The sequence below is a fragment of the Roseomonas sp. F4 genome (genome assembly GCF_053891155.1).
Window position 1 is genome coordinate 93,020 of sequence record NZ_JBSSHK010000004.1, and the last position, 16,192, is coordinate 109,211.

At 70.4% G+C, this 16,192-nt stretch carries 17 protein-coding genes; 9 read left to right on the plus strand and 8 right to left on the minus strand.

From position 1 onward, the window contains the following. Positions 1 to 6 precede the first annotated feature (6 nt). The 8 genes from ACVFYP_RS16840 to ACVFYP_RS16875 are packed head-to-tail and all read left to right on the plus strand — an operon-like array spanning position 7 to position 6,752. Positions 7 to 795: an OmpH/Skp family outer membrane protein gene (locus tag ACVFYP_RS16840; protein ID WP_499201361.1), complete on the plus strand. Its 789-nt coding sequence runs from the start codon at positions 7 to 9 to the stop codon at positions 793 to 795. A gap of 4 nt (positions 796 to 799) precedes the next feature. Next, positions 800 to 1,831, plus strand: a complete 1,032-nt coding sequence (lpxD, locus tag ACVFYP_RS16845) for a UDP-3-O-(3-hydroxymyristoyl)glucosamine N-acyltransferase (RefSeq protein ID WP_499201362.1) — start codon at positions 800 to 802, stop codon at positions 1,829 to 1,831. Positions 1,832 to 1,861: 30 nt separating this feature from the next. Continuing rightward, entirely contained in the window at positions 1,862 to 2,338 is a 477-nt protein-coding gene (gene fabZ / locus ACVFYP_RS16850; protein ID WP_499201363.1) for a 3-hydroxyacyl-ACP dehydratase FabZ, read from the plus strand. Continuing rightward, positions 2,335 to 3,195, plus strand: a complete 861-nt coding sequence (gene lpxA, locus ACVFYP_RS16855; protein WP_499201364.1) for an acyl-ACP--UDP-N-acetylglucosamine O-acyltransferase — start codon at positions 2,335 to 2,337, stop codon at positions 3,193 to 3,195. Before fabZ ends, lpxA begins: the two co-directional genes overlap by 4 nt. Before the next feature lie 2 nt (positions 3,196 to 3,197). Then, positions 3,198 to 4,058: an LpxI family protein gene (locus ACVFYP_RS16860; RefSeq protein WP_499201365.1), complete on the plus strand. Its 861-nt coding sequence runs from the start codon at positions 3,198 to 3,200 to the stop codon at positions 4,056 to 4,058. Between the two features lie 16 nt (positions 4,059 to 4,074). After that, entirely contained in the window at positions 4,075 to 4,470 is a 396-nt protein-coding gene (gloA, locus tag ACVFYP_RS16865) for a lactoylglutathione lyase (RefSeq protein WP_499201366.1), read from the plus strand. Positions 4,471 to 4,479: 9 nt separating this feature from the next. After that, positions 4,480 to 5,877 (plus strand): YcjX family protein, encoded by a 1,398-nt coding sequence (locus tag ACVFYP_RS16870; RefSeq protein WP_499201367.1) that lies wholly within the window; start codon positions 4,480 to 4,482, stop codon positions 5,875 to 5,877. Next, positions 5,874 to 6,752 carry a DUF697 domain-containing protein gene (locus ACVFYP_RS16875; RefSeq protein WP_499201368.1) on the plus strand — a complete coding sequence of 293 codons (879 nt, stop codon included), beginning with the start codon at positions 5,874 to 5,876 and terminating at the stop codon, positions 6,750 to 6,752. Before ACVFYP_RS16870 ends, ACVFYP_RS16875 begins: the two co-directional genes overlap by 4 nt. Before the next feature lie 2 nt (positions 6,753 to 6,754). Here the strand turns inward: ACVFYP_RS16875 and ACVFYP_RS16880 are convergent, their stop codons facing one another. Both ACVFYP_RS16880 and gltX read right to left on the minus strand, forming a co-directional pair. Then, the gene (locus ACVFYP_RS16880; protein WP_499201369.1) at positions 6,755 to 7,051 is read right to left on the minus strand and encodes a hypothetical protein; all 297 of its coding nucleotides are present in this window, start codon (positions 7,049 to 7,051) and stop codon (positions 6,755 to 6,757) included. 149 nt (positions 7,052 to 7,200) lie between these two features. Continuing rightward, the gene (gene gltX / locus ACVFYP_RS16885) at positions 7,201 to 8,604 is read right to left on the minus strand and encodes a glutamate--tRNA ligase (RefSeq protein WP_499201370.1); all 1,404 of its coding nucleotides are present in this window, start codon (positions 8,602 to 8,604) and stop codon (positions 7,201 to 7,203) included. Positions 8,605 to 8,777: 173 nt separating this feature from the next. Here gltX and ACVFYP_RS16890 point away from each other — a divergent pair, with 173 nt between their 5' ends. Further along, positions 8,778 to 10,895, plus strand: a complete 2,118-nt coding sequence (locus tag ACVFYP_RS16890; RefSeq protein ID WP_499201371.1) for a ComEC/Rec2 family competence protein — start codon at positions 8,778 to 8,780, stop codon at positions 10,893 to 10,895. 187 nt (positions 10,896 to 11,082) lie between these two features. Here the strand turns inward: ACVFYP_RS16890 and lexA are convergent, their stop codons facing one another. From lexA to ACVFYP_RS16920, 6 genes are all read right to left on the minus strand, one after another. Next, on the minus strand, positions 11,083 to 11,802 hold the full coding sequence (gene lexA / locus ACVFYP_RS16895) for a transcriptional repressor LexA (RefSeq protein WP_499201372.1): 720 nt from the start codon (positions 11,800 to 11,802) through the stop codon (positions 11,083 to 11,085). 138 nt (positions 11,803 to 11,940) lie between these two features. Beyond that, entirely contained in the window at positions 11,941 to 13,146 is a 1,206-nt protein-coding gene (locus ACVFYP_RS16900) for a molybdopterin molybdotransferase MoeA (RefSeq protein ID WP_499201373.1), read from the minus strand. Next, entirely contained in the window at positions 13,146 to 13,625 is a 480-nt protein-coding gene (moaC, locus tag ACVFYP_RS16905; RefSeq protein WP_499201374.1) for a cyclic pyranopterin monophosphate synthase MoaC, read from the minus strand. Before moaC ends, ACVFYP_RS16900 begins: the two co-directional genes overlap by 1 nt. Then, a complete protein-coding gene (trpC, locus tag ACVFYP_RS16910) occupies positions 13,625 to 14,440 on the minus strand; it encodes an indole-3-glycerol phosphate synthase TrpC (RefSeq protein WP_499201375.1) in 816 nt (271 codons plus the stop codon). Before trpC ends, moaC begins: the two co-directional genes overlap by 1 nt. Then, positions 14,437 to 15,468 (minus strand): anthranilate phosphoribosyltransferase, encoded by a 1,032-nt coding sequence (gene trpD / locus ACVFYP_RS16915; RefSeq protein ID WP_499201376.1) that lies wholly within the window; start codon positions 15,466 to 15,468, stop codon positions 14,437 to 14,439. The genes trpC and trpD overlap by 4 nt, the downstream gene beginning before the upstream one ends. Then, entirely contained in the window at positions 15,465 to 16,067 is a 603-nt protein-coding gene (locus ACVFYP_RS16920) for an anthranilate synthase component II (RefSeq protein WP_499201377.1), read from the minus strand. Before ACVFYP_RS16920 ends, trpD begins: the two co-directional genes overlap by 4 nt. Between the last annotated feature and the right edge of the window lie 125 nt (positions 16,068 to 16,192).

Consider the following 16,192-nt stretch of genomic DNA (forward strand, 5'->3'; position numbering starts at 1 on the left):
CGACTCATGCGCCTGCGTCATTTCCTCGCGGCCTCTCTGCTGTTCGCGCCGCCTTTGCTGCTGGCCTCCCCGGCCTTCTCCCAGCAGCAGCAGGGCCAGCAGTGGTTTGTCCCGCCCGCCCAGGGTCAGGCCCCCCAGGGCCAGCAGCGGCCGCAGCCGGCTCAGCGTCCGGCCCAGCCCCAGCAGCGCCCGGCCCAGGCGCCGGCCGCCGGCCAGCGCACGCCCGCGCCGGTCATCGCGATCGTTGATATCCCCGAGGTGCAGCGTCTGTCGGCCGCCTTCAACCAGGTGCGGGAGGAGATCGAGCGGCGCCGCGCCAAGCTGAACGAGGATCTGCAGCGGGAGCAGGGCCGCTGGCGCGAGGAGCAGCAGGCGCTCGCCGCCGCCCGCGCGACGCTGGAGCCCGAGCAGCTGCGGCAGCGGGAGCGGGATTTGCAGGAGCGCATCACCGATGCGCAGCGCATCTTCCGTGACCGCTCCCGCGCCATCGACCAGGCTGCGCAGGCCGGCCTCCAGCAGATCGAGCAGGCGCTGGGTGCCGTCATCCGGCAGGTCGCCGCTTCCCGCGGCGTGAATATCGTGCTGCCCCGGCCGCTGGTCATCTTCAACGATGCCGGCTTCGACCTGACCGAGGAGATCTCGGCGCAGATGAACCGCGTTCTGCGCAGCGTGAATCTGCCGGCCGAGGGCGCCGCGCCCACCGATACGCCCCCGGGCGCCGCAGCCGCGGGCGCCCCGCCGCCCCCGCCGCCGCCCGCGCCGGCGGCACCCGCCGCACCCGCGCGACGGAACTGATCCAATGGCGGCGGATCCCCGCTTCTTTCCGGCGGGGTCCGCTTTGACCCTGGCCGAGGCCGCGGCCCTGGCCGGGGGTGAGCTGCGGGGCGGTGATCCCGCGCTGCGCATCACCGGCGTGGGTCCCTTGCAGGCGGCGGGTGCCGCCGAGGTCAGCTTCCTCGACAACCGACGCTACCTGCCGCAGGCGCTGGAGAGCCAGGCCGCCGCCATCGTCATCGCGCCCGAACTGGCGGGACGACTGCCCGACGGCCGGGCCGCGATCCTCACGCCGCATCCTTATCTGGGCTTCGGCCGGATCGCCCGCGCGCTGCATCCGCAGCCCGCGCCGCGTCCGGGCATTCATCCCACGGCGGTGATCGACCCCAGCGCCCGCATCGGCGCGGGGGCGGAAATCGGCCCCTATGTGGTGGTGGAAGCGGGGGCGGAGATCGGCGCCGGCTGTGTGATCGGCCCGCACGCCGTGGTCGGCGTCGGCGTGGTGCTGGGGGAGGGCTGCCGCATCGGCGCCCATGCCAGCCTTAGCCACACCATCGCCGGGCGCGGCGTGGTGCTGCATCCCGGCGCCCGCGTTGGCCAGGAAGGTTTTGGCTTCGCCGTGACGCCGGAAGGCCGGTTCGAGACGATGCCCCAGCTCGGCCGCGTGCTGCTGGAGGATGCGGTGGAGGTGGGCGCCAATGCCTGTATCGACCGCGGCAGCCAGACCGATACGGTGTTGGGCGCGGGCACGCGGCTCGACAACCTGGTGCAAATCGGCCACAACGTGCGGACCGGACGCGCCTGCGTGCTGGTCGCCCAGGTCGGCATTTCCGGTTCCACGCAGCTCGGCCACGGGGTGCAGTTGGGCGGACAGGCCGGCGTCACCGGCCATCTTCATATCGGCGATCGCGCGCAGATCGCTGCGCAGTCGGGCGTGATGTCCGATGTCGGTCCGGGTGAAGTGGTGGGCGGATCCCCAGCCCTGCCGATGCGCGAGACGCTGCGCGGGGTTGCCGCGTTGCGACGGCTGGCCAAACCCGCCAACCGCCCAGGCTGAGTTTGAGTGGAGCCAACGGAAGACAGGACGATGGATTCAAGCCCCGACAACACACCGGCAGCAACGGTGGAGCCCTATGACATCGCCCGCATCATGCAGGCGATCCCGCACCGTTTCCCCTTCCTGCTGGTGGATCGGGTGGTGGACATCTTCCCGAATGTCTCCGCCGTCGGCATCAAGAACGTCACCATCAACGAGAATTTCTTCCAGGGCCATTTCCCGCAGCATCCGGTCTTCCCGGGCGTGCTGATCATCGAGAGCATGGCCCAGACCGCCGCGGTGCTGGTGGTGGAAACGCTGGGTCCGTCGGCGCAGGGCAAGCTGGTCTATTTCATGACGGTGGACAGCGCCAAATTCCGCAAGCCGGTGGTGCCGGGCGACCAGATGCGCGTGCATGTCGTCAAGGAAAAGCAGCGCGGAAACATCTGGAAGTTCACCGCGGAAGCGAAGGTGGACGGCAAGGTGGTCGCCGAGGCGTCCTACGCCGCGATGATCCTCGACAAGTGAGCGAAGCCGTCCTCCAGGTGGATGTCGAACCCATGCCAGCCTTCATCCACCCCGCCGCCTATGTGGCGGCCGGGGCGCAGATCGGTGCGGGCTGCCGCATCGGCCCGGGCTGCGTCGTCAGCGCCGAATCGGTGCTGGAGGAGGGCGTGGAGCTGATCGCCCATGTCGTGCTCGACGGGCGTGTGCATCTCGGCGCCGGCGCGAAGATCTTCCCCTTCGCCACCATCGGCCTGCCGCCGCAGGACCTGAAGTACAAGGGCCAGCCGACCTCGGTCGTGATCGGCGCGCGGACCCAGGTGCGCGAACACGCCACCATCCATCGCGGCAGCACCGGTGGAGACGGCGTCACCCGCATCGGCGCCGACTGTCTGGTGATGTGCGTGGCCCATGTCGGGCATGACTGCCGCATCGGCGATGGCGTGATCCTGGTGAACAACGTGATGCTCGCCGGCCATGTCGAGATCGGCGACTTCGCCGTGATCCAGGGCGGCGCCGCCATCCAGCAATTCGTCCGCATCGGCCGCATGGCCATGGTGGCCGGCATGTCGGGGGTGGAACGCAATGTGCTGCCCTATGGCCGCGCCAAGGGCTACCGCGCCAAGCTGTCCGGGCTGAACACCATCGCCATGCGACGCCGCCTCGGCCTCAGCAAGGAACAGGTGGTGATCGTGGCCCGCGCGGTCCACGACCTGTATCGCGGCGGGCGTCCGGATGAGGCGATCGCGGCGGTGGCCGCCGCCCATCCCGGAAATGCGCTGGTCGAGGAAATCCTCGCCTTCGCCCGCAATCGCGGCCGCCACGGCCTGATCCCCTTCGGTCGCGCGGCCGAGGAGGACGAGGGCGGAGAGGTTTCTTGAGCATGCCCGACACCCTCGGGCTGATCGCCGGCGGCGGGGTCATGCCATTGCGGGTCGCCGATGCCGCCAGCCGCGCCGGCCGCCCGGTCTTCGTCGTGCTGGTCGAGGGCTTCGCCGACCCCCGGGATTTCGCGGCCTGGCCGCATGAGGTGGTCCGCATCGGCGCGGTTGGCCCGTTGCTTGGCGCGCTTCGCCGCCAGGGCGTGCGACAGCTGGTGCTCGCCGGCAAGGTGAAGCGCCCCTCCTTCCTGTCGCTGCGGCTGGATGGGGAAGGGGTGCGGCTGGCTGCCAGGGTAGGTCGCAAGGCGATCTTCGGCGGCGATGACGCGCTGCTGCGCGCGGTGATCGACGTGTTGCGGGAGGAGGGGTTCGACCCCATCGGCGCCCATCAGGTTTTTACCGACCTGCTGATCGAGGGCGGCTGCCCGACCCGGGCGCAGCCGGATGCGGATGCGATGGAGGATATCCGTCGCGGCATCGCCGTGGCCCGGCAGCTTGGCCATGCCGATGCCGGCCAGGGCTGCGTCGTGCAGCAGGGGATGGTGCTGGCGATGGAGGCGATCGAGGGCACGGATGCCATGCTGGCGCGCTGCGCCGAGCTGGCTCGGGAAGGGCCCGGCGGTGTGCTGGTGAAGCTGGTCAAACCCTCCCAGAGCAAGCTGGTCGACCTGCCGGTGATCGGTCCCGACACCATCCGTGCCGCCGCCGCCGCCCGGCTGCGCGGCGTGGCGGTGGAGGCGCGGCGGAACGGTCACGTGGGTACCATCGTTCTCGACCGCGATGCCACCATATCGGAGGCCAACGCCGCTGGGCTGTTCCTGCTGGCGATGGACGCCGACCAGGTCTTGAACGCCGCGTCTTGAACGAAGGAGAGATCGCATGAGCCAGGGCTCACTGCTGCACACCATGATCCGCGTCGGCAATCTCGACCGCAGCGTGGAATTCTACACCAAGCTGCTCGGCATGAAGGAGCTGCGCCGCCGCGACGTGCCGGACGGCAAGTACACCCTGGTCTTCGTCGGCTATGCCGAGGAATCGACTGGCGCCGCCGTGGTGGAGCTGACCTACAATTACGGCACTGAGAGCTATGAGATGGGCAATGCCTTCGGCCATCTCGCCGTCGGCGTGCCGGACATCTACGCCACCTGCGAGAAGCTGCGCGCCGGCGGCGCCAAGATCACGCGGGAGCCTGGGCCGGTGAAGTTCGGCACCACGGTCATCGCCTTCGTCGAGGACCCGGACGGCTACAAGATCGAGTTGATCGAGCGGAAGTAAGCGCGCCGCATGGCGATCCTGACGCCGCTGGAGGATGCGCTCGCGGGCGTGACCGATGCGGCGCGGGCGCTGGCGGGGCGGGAACGCGTGCGGCTGGCCGTCACCGGCCTGTCGCGCGCGGGCAAGACGGTGTTTCTGACCTCGCTGGTGTCGAACCTGCTGGCGGCGGGGCAGGGGGTGAATACGCTGCCGGCCCTGACGGCGGCCTCCGGCAATCGTCTGCGCCGGGCGCGCCTAGTGCCGCCAGGCATCGAGGCAACGCCCCGCTTCGACGCGAGCGCACATCTGGAGGCGCTGGCCGCCGATCCGCCGCGCTGGCCGGAACGCACCGAGGATCTTTCCACGCTCGAAATCGCCCTGGACCTGGCGCCGGCCTCCTGGCTGGGTCAGGCACGCGGCTGGGTCGCGGGGGAACGGCGCGTCACGCTGGAACTGCTGGACTATCCGGGCGAATGGCTGCTGGACCTGCCGATGCTGGACCAGTCCTACAGCGACTGGTCGCGCCAGACCCTTTTGCGGTTGCGGCAGGGGCGGCGGGCCGCGGCGGCGGCGGATTTTCTGCAGTTCGTCGATGCGTTGCCCGTCCAAGCGCGGGATGACGAGGCGCTGGCTCGCCAAGGCTTTCGCCTGTATCGCGCCGCGCTTCTTCGCTGCCGGGACGAGCTGGGCTTTCGCTTCCTCCAGCCCGGTCGGGCGCTGAATCCGGGGCCGCGCGGGGAGGCGCCGCTGTTGTGGTTCTTCCCATTGCCAAGCGGGGAGTTGGGCGATCTCGGCCGGCTGCTGGCGCGGCGTCACGCCGCCTATCTCGCTGATCAGCGCGCCGCCTTCTTTGAACCCTTCTTCCGACGCTTCCGCCGCCAGGCCGTGCTGGTCGACGCGCTGGGCGCGCTGCACGCCGGTGAGGAAGCCTTTGACGACACCGCCGCGGCGCTGTTGGCCATCGCCCAGGCGCTGCGGCGCGGTGGCGGCTGGCTGAACCTGCTGACGGGCCAGGGCGTGCAGCATGTTGGCTTCGCCGCCACCAAGGCCGATCACGTGCCGGCTGGGTCGCGCGATGCGCTGGTCGGGCTGCTCGGTGATCTGATCGGGCAGGCGCCGCCCGGCCCGGGGGCCGCCACCACCTCCGTCCACGCCATCGCCGCGCTGCGCTGCACGCAGGACGATATGGCCCGCGTCGATGGGCGGGACGTGCAGGCGGTGCGCGGCGTGTTGCTGGAGGGCGGGCGCAGCGCGCGCATCTATCCGGGGGAGGTGCCGGACCATCGGCCGGGTCACGATTTCTGGCGCAGCGGGGAATTCCGCATGCCGGTCTTCCGCCCGCCGCGCCTGGCTGGTGACGGGCTGGTGGGCATGCCCCATCTGGGTCTGGACCGGCTGCTGGCATCCCTGATCGGAGATTTGCTGTGAGCGATGCGCCGCGCGGTCCGCGCATTCTGACGGAGGAGTCGCTCGCGCCCGCGCCCCGGCTGGATTTCGGCTGGGATCAGGCGGTGGCGCCGGTCGTCGTACCGCCGCCGCGGCGCGGAGCATGGTCCGCACTGAGCCTTGCCGCCGGTGGCATCGGCGTGCTGCTGCTGGGCCTCTCCGCCATCGATGTCGGCGGCTATGTCGCGGATCAGTTTCTCCGAGCCCCCTGGCTCGGCTGGCTGACTCTGGGGGTGGCCACCGCGGGTTACGGGCTGATCGCCGCGGCCATTCTGCGCGAATTGCGCGGGCTGGCGGGCCTCGGGACGGTGGAGCGTGGGCGGGCGGCGGTGGCGCGCGGTGATTTCGCTGCCAGCCGCGCCGCCATGCTGGACTGGGCCGGACGGTTGCCGGAAGCGCAGACCATGCTGCCCGCCCTGCGCAAGGCGCCGGACCTACCGACACTGCTCGCCCTGCTGGAAGCCGGCCCGCTGGCGACACTGGACCGTGCCGCGGTGGCCGCTGGCCGCGCCGCCGCGCTGCAATCCCTGGCGGCCACCGCCATCGTACCGTCCCCGGCGCTGGATGGGCTGTTCATTGCCTGGCGCGGGCTGCGACTGGTGCGGGAGGTCGCGGCGATCCACGGGCTGCGGCCCGGGCTGATCGGCACGCTCAAGCTGCTGCGGCGAACGCTGTTCGAGGCCGGAGCGGTGGCCGCCGCCGATGTCGCCATCAATGCGGCGGTGACGGCGGTGACCACCAACCCCCTGGTCGCCTCCGTCGTCGGTGATGCCGCGACCGGGGCGGTGGCGGCGCGGCGGATGCTGCTGCTGGCCCGCGCCACGGCGCGCGCCTGCCGGATCGTGGTGCCGCGATAGCCTCAGGCGGCGCTGGGCCGCTGGCGCGGCAGGTCACGGCCGACCGGGCGACGCGCCTCGCCCAGGGGCAGGGCCCGCGCGCTGGGTCGGAGCGTCGCGCTGTTGTCGTGGTCCGGCACCTGTGGCCGTTCCACCGGGAACAGCACGGTATGTCCCCAGATGCAGACCATCAGCCCCATCGCGCCGAGCGCGAGCTGCGCCGGCAAAGGCAGGCCGGTGACGACGAGAATCGCGCTTGTCCAGGTGGCCGTGCCGAGGAAGCCGAGCACCCAGTAGCTGATCTTGGAGAAGGATCTCATCACACCCTCCGGACATCAGGATTGACGCAATTCACGTCTATTAATCAAATTTTTAGACTTTCCTGAAGATCTCCGTCAAGCGCGATTCCATACGGATCGTGAAACTGGCCGCCCCCCACTGGGGCGGCGCCTTCCATGCTCTTGAAAAATCAGTCCGGAGTCTGCGCAGCGGTGCGGATACGCGACAGCGACTCCTCCTTGCCCAGCGCGATCAGCACTGCGTCGATCGGTGGGCTCTGCGTGCTACCGGTTAATGCAACACGCAAAGGTTGTGCTGCCTGGCCCAGCTTGATGCCCTTCACCTCGGCATAGTCGCGCAGCCACTGTTCCAGATCCGCCTTCTCCCAGGGCGCCTCCGCCAGGAAGTCGGCAAGGTCGGCCAGCCGGGCGCGGGCCTCGGGGGTCAGCAGGGCTGCGGCCTTGGCATCGGGCTCCGGCGCACCCTCGGCCACCGCGAACATCGCGGCATCCGCCAGCTCCAGCAGCGTCTTCGCCCGGGCCTTCAGGTCCGGCATCAGGGCGCGGATGCGGGCCGCGGCATCCGTGCCGAAGTCGATGCCACGCTGGCTGTAGCGGGCCAGAACCTCCCGCAGCAGGCGGTCGTCATCGGCGTCGCGGATATAGACGCCGTTGAGATGCGTCAGCTTGGCATAATCCATGCGGGAGGCGGCGCGGCCGACATCCTTCAGGTCGAACAGCTCGATGGCGCGGTCGCGCGGGATGATTTCCTCATCCCCATGGCCCCAGCCGAGGCGCAGCAGGTAGTTGCACAGCGCCTCCGGCAGGAAGCCACGCTCGGCGAATTCCAGCGCGCCAACGGCGCCATGGCGCTTGGAAAGCTTGGCGCCGTCCGCCCCATGGATCAGCGGGATATGGGCGAAATGGGGCCGGAACCAGCCCATGGCGTCATAGACCATGCATTGGCGGAAGGTGTTGGTCAGATGGTCATCGCCCCGGATGACATGGGTGATGCCCATGTCGTGGTCGTCCACCACCACGGCATGCAGATAGGTCGGCGTGCCGTCGGAGCGCAGGATGATCATGTCGTCCAACTCCGCCGCCGCCACGCGGACCTCGCCCTGCACCAGGTCTGGCACCACCGTCTCCCCCTGCCGCGGTGCCTTGATGCGGATGACGGAGGGCAGGGCTGGCGCGTCCTTCGGGTCGAGGTCGATCCAGCGGCTGCCATCGTATTTGAAGGGGCGCTTGCTGGCCTCTGCCTCCGCCCGCATCGCCGCCAGTTCCTCCGGCGTGTCGTAGGCAAGGTAGGCTTTGCCGGCGGCGAGCAGTTCACGCGCCACCTCGGCATGGCGGGCCTCGCGGCTGGACTGCATGACCGGGGGCTCGTCCGGGCTCAGCCCGAGCCAGTCGAGGCTTTCCAGGATCTGGTCCACCGCCTGCTGCGTGCTGCGTGCCTTGTCGGTGTCCTCGATGCGCAGCAGGTACTGGCCGCCGTGATGGCGGGCGAACAGGTAGTTGAACAGGGCGGTGCGCGCGCCGCCGATATGCAGATAGCCCGTGGGCGAGGGCGCGAAGCGCGTGCGGACCGACATGATGTTCCGTGTCCCGGCAGAAAGTGGGACGGGCTGCTTAGCGCGGATCGTTCAACGCGCCAAAGCGATGGGCACGGCCTCCGTTGCGATGGCGGTGGGATGGCGCCACCATGGGTTGAATGTCCCTCGCTTTATCTTCCTCGGCGCCGCGGGGCCTTGGCACGCGGCTGGGCATGGCCCTGGCTGGGCTGGCCGGGGCGCAGCATGGCCGCTTTGCGCCCTGGCTGGCGGTGGCGATGGGCGCCGGGGTCCTGTTCTATTTCAGCCTGAGGGAGGAGCCGGAGGCGCAGGCGTTGTGGTTGGTGCCGCCCTTGGTCGCGCTGGCGGTAGCGCTGGGCCGGCGCTGGCCCTTGGCGGGCTGGGCCGCGGCGTTGCTGGCGGCCTTCGCGCTGGGGGCCGGGCTTTCCGGCTTCCACGCCGCGCGGCAGCCGCCCGCCCTGGCGCTGCCCTTCGGCGCCGTGGTGGTGGAAGGGCTGGTCACGCAGGTGGAGCGGCTGCCGGAGGGCCAGCGCGTGACCCTCGGCACGCCGCGTCTCGATGACGGGCCGCCCCTGCAACGCCTTCTCCGCCTCCGGCTGCGCGCCGGCGATCCGGCCGAGCCGCGGCCCGGTGACAGGCTGCGCGCGCGCGCCCTGATGCGGGAGCCCGGTGCCCCCGCCGTGCCCGGCGGCTACGACTTCCAGCGGGCCGCCTGGTTCTCCGGCCTCGGCGGGTCGGGCTTCGCGCTGGGGCCGGCGGAGGTGATGCAGGGCGGGCAGGGCGCCTGGCTTGCCGGGCTGCGCGCCCGGTTGGAGCAGCAGGTGGCGGCGGCGATTCCCGGCGCGGCGGGTGCTGTGGCGGCCGCGCTGGTGACCGGCTCGCAAAGCGCCATTCCCGTACCGGCCATGGTGGCGATGCGCGATTCCGGCCTGGCGCATCTGCTGTCCGTCTCGGGCCTGCATATGACCATCGTCATGGGGCTGGTCTTCACCGTGCTGCGCTTTAGCCTGGCGCTGATACCGTTCCTGGCCCTTCGGCTGCCGGTGAAGGCTCTGGCGGCGTTGGGCGCGCTGGCGGCGGGCGCCTTCTACATGCTGCTGACCGGCGCGCAGGTGCCGATGCAGCGCTGCCTCGGCATGGCGGCGCTGGTGACATTGGCGCTGCTCGCTGGACGCCGGTCGCTGACCCTGCGGGCGCTGGCCATCGCCGCCGCGCTGGTGATGGCGGCGGCGCCGGCGGAATTGCTCGGCCCCTCCTTCCAGATGTCCTTTGCCGCGGTGCTCGCGCTGATCGCGGGGCACGACGCGCTGCGGCCCTGGCTTGCGCGCTTTCGGGCCAAGCCGCGCTGGTGGCGACGGCCATTGCTATTCGGGCTGGGGCTGGTGCTGACCTCGGTGCTGGCGGGGGCCGCCACGGCGCCGATCGGGCTGCATTATTTCGGACGGCTGCAATTGTTCGGCGTTGTCGCCAATGCTGTGGCTGTGCCGCTGACCTCCCTGCTGGTGATGCCGGCGGCGCTGATCGCCGTGCTGGCCCTGCCGCTCGGCCTGGCGGAATGGCCGCTGCGGCTCATGGGCCTGGGGGTTGAGGCGATCCTGCTGGTGGCGCGGGTGGTGGCCGCCTGGCCCGGCGCAGCGCCGGCCTTGCCGCCGCTGCCCGGCTGGGGCCTCGCACTGGCCGGATTCGGCTTCTGCTGGCTGTGCCTCTGGCGCGGCCTGCCGCGGCTCCTGGCCCTGCCCGTGATCCTGGCCGGACTGGCCGCCGGGCAGATGAGCCCACCGCCGGACCTGCTGATCTCGGGCGATGCGCGGCTGGTGGCGCTGCGGACGGGGCAGGGTGTCCATCTGCATCGCCTGCCTGGCGCCAGTGCCTTTACGCGCGACAACATGCTGCGCGCCATGGGGGCGGTGACGGCGCTGGACCTGCCGCAGACCGGGGAGGTGGCGGATGGCGCGATCATCTGTACGCCAGACGCCTGCCGCTTCAGGCCCCGCCCGGATGGGCCGGAGGCCCTCCTGCTGCGGTCACCGGCCTTGCCGCGCGGGCAGCGCAGCCCACCGCTGAGTCCGGGTGAGAACTGCGCCCAGGTGGCGCTGGTGGTGGCGCTGGCCCCCGTCGCGCCGCGCTGCGGGCTGACGCTGGACCGCTTCGCCATGTGGCGACACGGCGCCCAGGCCGCCTGGCTCGGCACGCCGGTGACCCTCCGCCACGATCGCGGCTGGCGAGGTGACCGACCCTGGGTGCCGCCGGAGCCCATGCCGGGGCGGCCGGAGGTCCTGCCCATGGCGCCTCGCGATTCCGTGACGCATTAATCTTCCTTGAACCTTCCGCGTCCAGAATGCGTTCAAGGACAAGCGTCCGGAAGGAGGAACAACAGGATGACCACGGCCATCATGCTCTGTGCCGGTATCGCGGCGGGCGTCACGGCTCATGCCATGTGGCAGCGGCTGACGCAGTGGCGCGTGGCCCGCAGCCAGGACTGGGACCCCTACTGAGCCTTCAGTAGCGGCGCAGCAGCCCCACCAGCCGGCCCTGCACCCGCACCCGGTCGGGGCCAAAGATTCGGGTTTCATAGGCGCGGTTCGCCGGTTCCAGCGCCACCGAATTGCCCCGCCGGCGCAGACGCTTCAGCGTGACCTCCTGATCATCGACGAGCGCCACCACGATGGCGCCATTATCCGCGGTGTCGCCGCGCCGGATGATGACCGTGTCGCCGTCGAGGATACCGGCCTCCATCATCGAATCGCCCGACACCTCCAACGCATAATGCTCGCCGCCTGCCAGCAGCCCGGCAGGCACATCGATCATCGCCGTGTCGCGCGTTGCCTCGATCGGCATGCCGGCGGCGATACGGCCATAGAGCGGCAGGGACACCGCGCCAGCTTCATTCGCCGCCTTCTGCACCCCGGCCAGGCCTGGCGCGAAATGGCCGCGGATCACATTGGGTGTGAAGGCCGGCGGTGCGGGGGGCGGGGCTGCCTCCGCCGCGCGGCGAGGTGCCACATTCTCCGGCAGACGCACCACTTCCAGCGCCCGGGCCCGATGCGCCCGGCGCTTCAAGAAGCCGCGTTCCTCCAGCGCCGTGATCAGCCGATGGATTCCGGATTTCGACTTCAGCCGCAGGGCCTCCTTCATCTCCTCGAAGGAAGGGGAGAAGCCGGTCGCGCGCAGGTGCTTATCGATGAACATCAGCAATTCGTGCTGTTTGCGCGTGAGCATTGGCTTTCTCCAGCACCGGCCTTGGGGCCAATGGACCCCGAACAAACAAGCAACCGGTGTGGATGTTCTATGTAGGTTCCCGGCGGGGCGTCAAACGTTTTCCGTCCATCCGGGCGAAATTCGGAACAGAAACGGTTGTCAGATTCCGAATTGGCCGAGCGGAATGGCCGGCACTTCCGCCCCCTCCGGCAGCGCCGGGGCCAGGGCTGGCCTGAGAATCAGCGCCTCCGCCCGCGCCAGATTGGCGAGCATCGAACTATCCTGCTGCGGGAAGGGGGTGGCGACGGTGTGGCCGGCCGAATCGATGCGCAATGTGGCCCGCAGATGGTCGAATCGGCGGTCATTGGCCGGCAGCGCCGCGCCCGCGCGCACCAGGATGGTTGATGGCGCCGCCGCCGGAAGGCCGGAAAGCACCGCCAGCGCCGGCAGCAGGAACTGAACGCCACAGACCAGCGCGGAAACCGGATTGCCCGGCAGCCCCAGCACCGGCGTCGCGCCCAGCCTGCCCCAGATCAGCGGCTTGCCTGGCCGCATGGCGATCTTCCAGAAATCGAGGCTGAATCCGTCCTGGCCAAGCGCCGCCTGGATCAGGTCATGCTCGCCCACGCTGGCGCCGCCCGTGGTCACCAGCAGGTCGCAGCCTCGCGCCGCCGCGGCGGCAGCCGCGATGGCGTCCCGGTCATCCGCCACGATCGGCAGCACCAGCGGATCACCGCCGCCGGCCCGCACCAGGGCTGCCAAGGCGTGGGCGTTGGAACTGACGATACCGCCGGGCGGAATCGGCTCGCCGGGCAGGGCGATCTCGTCGCCGGTGGCCAGGATGCCGATGCGCGGCCGGCGATGGACCGAAAGCCACGGATGGTTGGCGGCCGCCGCCAGGCCGATGTCGCGGGCGGAAAGCCGCCGCCCGGCCGGCAGCAGCGTCTCCCCCTCGGCGAAGTCCAGGCCACGGCGGCGGATCCATCGGTTCGGCTGCACCGCCTCCCGCACCTCGACCCTCCCCTCGGCTTCGGTCGCATCCTCCTGCAGCAGGATGCCGTCGGCGCCCTCCGGCACGAAGCCGCCCGTGAAGATGCGCACCGCCTCGCCCGGCCCGACCTGCTGGCCGAAGGGGTGCCCGGCCGGGGCGGCTCCAATCAGCCGGAGCTTCGCCCCGAGGCCGGCATCGGCCGCGCGCACCGCATAGCCGTCCATCGCCGAGACATCGGCCGGTGGCTGGGTCAGCCGCGCCAGCACGGGCTGCGCCAATACGCGGTTCCAGCCCTCCGCCAGCGCCACCGTTTCCGCCGCGGTGGGGCGCAGGGCTTCCAGGATGCGGGTGCGTGCATCTTCCAGCGGGATCATCAGATCGCCTCGTAAACGCCCGATTTACCGCCAGATTTATGCACCAAGCGCACATCCTCGATGCGCATGCCGCGGTCAGCGGCCTTGCACATGTCGTAGATGGTCAGCGCCGCCACAGTCACTGCCGTCAGCGCCTCCATCTCCACTCCAGTCTGGCCAGTGACCTTGGCGAGCGCCTCGATCTCCACCGCATCCGGCTCGGCGATGGTCAGATCCACAGTCACCTTGCTCAAGGCGAGGGGGTGGCAGAGCGGGATAAGGTCGCTGGTGCGCTTCGCCGCCATGATGCCGGCGATGCGCGCGATGCCCAGCACGTCGCCCTTGCCCACCGTGCCCTGGCGGATGAGCGCCAGCGTTTCCGGCGCCATCACCACCCGCCCACGTGCCACGGCGATCCGGTGGGTGGCCTCCTTATCCGAGACATCCACCATGGCCGCCGCACCGGCGGCATCGAAATGCGTCAGGCGGGGTCCGTTCATCAGATGGCGTTGATGAGTTGGCGCGCCGCCGCCGTCACATCCTGCTGGCGCAGCAGATGCTCGCCCACCAGCAGGCAGCGCGCGCCGGCGCGGCACATGCGGCGCACATCCTCCGGCGTTCGGATGCCGCTTTCACCCACCGGGATCCGGTCGGCAGGGATCTGCGGAATCAGCTCGTCCGAGGTGGAAAGATCAGTCACCAAGGTCTTGAGATTGCGGTTGTTCACACCGATCAGCCGCGTCTCCAGCGCCAGGGCGCGATCCAGCTCCCGCTGGTCATGCACCTCCGCCAGAACCGCCATATCCAGCGACCGGGCCACATCCTCCAGCTCATGCGCCTGCTCGTCGCTCAGCGCCGCCAGGATCAGCAGGATGGCATCCGCGCCCATCGCCCGGGCCTCGAAGACCTGCCAGGGATGCACCATGAAGTCCTTACGCAGCACCGGCAGGGAACAGGCGGCCCGCGCCTGCACCATGTGGCCCAGGTCACCCTGGAACCACGGCGCGTCCGTCAGTACGGACAGGCAGGCGGCCCCCGCTGCCTCATAGGCCCGCGCCAGCTCGGCCGGCTCAAAGGGCTCGCGGATCAGCCCGCCGGAGGGGGAGGCGCGCTTGATTTCCGCGATCAGCCCGACCCGCCCATCCGCCACCGCGGCGCAGAGCGCCCCGGTGAAATCGCGGGGCGGGGCGGCATGGCGGGCCTGGCTCTCGACCTCGGAGAGCGGCATGGCCTCCGACCGCTGGCGCACCTCCTCATATTTATCGGCCAGGATGCGGGCCAGCGTGTCGGAAATGACGGGGGCGGAGACGTTCATGCGGGCGATGACTCGGATACGGGGGGAGGCGCCGCGGCGGCGCGCAGGCGGTTCAGCACGGTCAGCGCCGCGCCACTGTCGATGGCCTGGGCGGCGATGGGCACGCCGGCGCGGATGTCGTCCACCCGGCCCGCCACGACAAGGGCCGCGGCCGCATTCAGCAGCACGCAATCGCGATAGGCGCCCGGCGCGCCTTCCAGCAAGGCCAGCAGCGCCGCGGCATTCTCCGCCGGGTCGCCGCCACGGATGGCCGATTCCGGCGCGCGGAGCAGCCCCGCCTCCTCCGGCGTCACCTGAAACTCATGGATCCGCCCGTCGCGCAGTTCCACCACCTGGGAGGGGCCAGCAAGCGTAAGCTCATCGAGCCCCATGCCATGCACCAGCCAGGCCCGTTCGGTGCCGAGCCGGGCCAGGGTTTCGGCCATCGGGCGCAGCCATTCGGGGGCGAAGGCGCCGGTCATCTGCCGTGTCACCCGCGCCGGATTGGCCAGCGGGCCCAGCAGGTTGAAGATGGTCCGCGTGCCAAGCTCCATGCGCGGCCCGGCGGCATGGCGCAGCGCCGCGTGGTGGCGGGGAGCCATCAGGAAGACCATGCCGGCCTCCGCAAGCACCCTCGGCAGCGCCTCCAGCGGCGTTTCCATCACCGGGATGCCCAGGGCCGAGAGCGCATCGGCGGCCCCCGATCGGGAGGACAGCGCCCGGTTGCCATGCTTGGCGACCTTCACCCCACAGCCGGCCACGACCAGCGCGGCGGCGGTCGAGATGTTCAGCGTGCCGGCCGCATCCCCGCCGGTGCCGACGATATCCATGGCCCCAGGCGGCGCCTCTACCGCGATCATCCGCGCGCGCATGGCCCGCACGGCGCCGGTCATCTCCGCCACCGTCTCCCCGCGCACGCGCATCGCCATCAGCATGCCGGCGATCTGCGCCGGTGTCGCCTCGCCGGCCATGATGAGGCCAAAGGCGGCCTCCGCCTCGCTCTCCGCCAGCCGCTCCCCCGCCGCCAGCCTCGCTAGGATTTTTTTCATGCTGCCGCGGTCGTGGTGGGGAAGGTGTTTCGGCGGGTCGATAGGGCGAGGAAGTTGCGGAGGATGTCGTGGCCGTGGTCGCTGGCGATGCTTTCGGGGTGGAACTGGACGCCCCAGATGGGCAGGTCGCGATGGGCGAGGCCCATGACCAGGCCGTCCGCTGTACGAGCGGTCGGGATCAGCGTGTCGGGAAGGTGCTCGACCACCAGGGAATGGTAGCGTGTGGCGCGGAAGGGGGAGGGAACACCCGCAAAGACATCGGTGCCGCCATGGGTCACATCCCAGACCTTGCCATGCACCGGCTCCGGCGCCCGCACCACCCGCGCGCCAAAGGCCTGGCCGATGGCCTGGTGACCGAGACACACGCCCATTAGCGGCAGCCGCTGTTCGGCCGCCGCAGCGATGAGGTCGAGGCAGATGCCCGCCTCGTTCGGCGTGCAGGGCCCCGGCGACAGCACGATGGCCTCCGGCTGCAAGGCGAGCGCCGCCTCCACCGAGAGGGAATCATTGCGCCGAACCTCAACCACCGCTCCAAGGTCACCCAGGAAGTGGTAGAGATTGAAGGTAAAACTGTCGTAGTTGTCGATCAGGAGGATCATGATCTGGTGACTTTTGTCCCGGAACGCCTGGGAATCAAGCCGTGCCCGCCTCGCCACCGCCTGACGGGGTTCCGCTGGTCTCGCCGCCGGGCCTAACCTTCGGCCCAAGAAGAGTCGGAATGGGT

Bases quoted from the DNA above. Each gene is read 5' to 3' on its own strand.
- ACVFYP_RS16880 (WP_499201369.1), bottom strand. From the start codon at position 7,051: ATGAGATCCTTCTCCAAGATCAGCTACTGGGTGCTCGGCTTCCTCGGC.
- ACVFYP_RS16870 (WP_499201367.1), top strand. From the start codon at position 4,480: ATGGCGATCCTGACGCCGCTGGAGGATGCGCTCGCGGGCGTGACCGAT.
- lexA (WP_499201372.1), bottom strand. From the start codon at position 11,802: ATGCTCACGCGCAAACAGCACGAATTGCTGATGTTCATCGATAAGCAC.
- gltX (WP_499201370.1), bottom strand. From the start codon at position 8,604: ATGTCGGTCCGCACGCGCTTCGCGCCCTCGCCCACGGGCTATCTGCAT.
- moaC (WP_499201374.1), bottom strand. From the start codon at position 13,625: ATGAACGGACCCCGCCTGACGCATTTCGATGCCGCCGGTGCGGCGGCC.
- ACVFYP_RS16920 (WP_499201377.1), bottom strand. From the start codon at position 16,067: ATGATCCTCCTGATCGACAACTACGACAGTTTTACCTTCAATCTCTAC.
- ACVFYP_RS16890 (WP_499201371.1), top strand. From the start codon at position 8,778: ATGGCCCTGGCTGGGCTGGCCGGGGCGCAGCATGGCCGCTTTGCGCCC.
- ACVFYP_RS16840 (WP_499201361.1), top strand. From the start codon at position 7: ATGCGCCTGCGTCATTTCCTCGCGGCCTCTCTGCTGTTCGCGCCGCCT.
- lpxD (WP_499201362.1), top strand. From the start codon at position 800: ATGGCGGCGGATCCCCGCTTCTTTCCGGCGGGGTCCGCTTTGACCCTG.
- ACVFYP_RS16860 (WP_499201365.1), top strand. From the start codon at position 3,198: ATGCCCGACACCCTCGGGCTGATCGCCGGCGGCGGGGTCATGCCATTG.
- trpC (WP_499201375.1), bottom strand. From the start codon at position 14,440: ATGAACGTCTCCGCCCCCGTCATTTCCGACACGCTGGCCCGCATCCTG.
- ACVFYP_RS16900 (WP_499201373.1), bottom strand. From the start codon at position 13,146: ATGATCCCGCTGGAAGATGCACGCACCCGCATCCTGGAAGCCCTGCGC.
- gloA (WP_499201366.1), top strand. From the start codon at position 4,075: ATGAGCCAGGGCTCACTGCTGCACACCATGATCCGCGTCGGCAATCTC.
- fabZ (WP_499201363.1), top strand. From the start codon at position 1,862: ATGGATTCAAGCCCCGACAACACACCGGCAGCAACGGTGGAGCCCTAT.
- trpD (WP_499201376.1), bottom strand. From the start codon at position 15,468: ATGAAAAAAATCCTAGCGAGGCTGGCGGCGGGGGAGCGGCTGGCGGAG.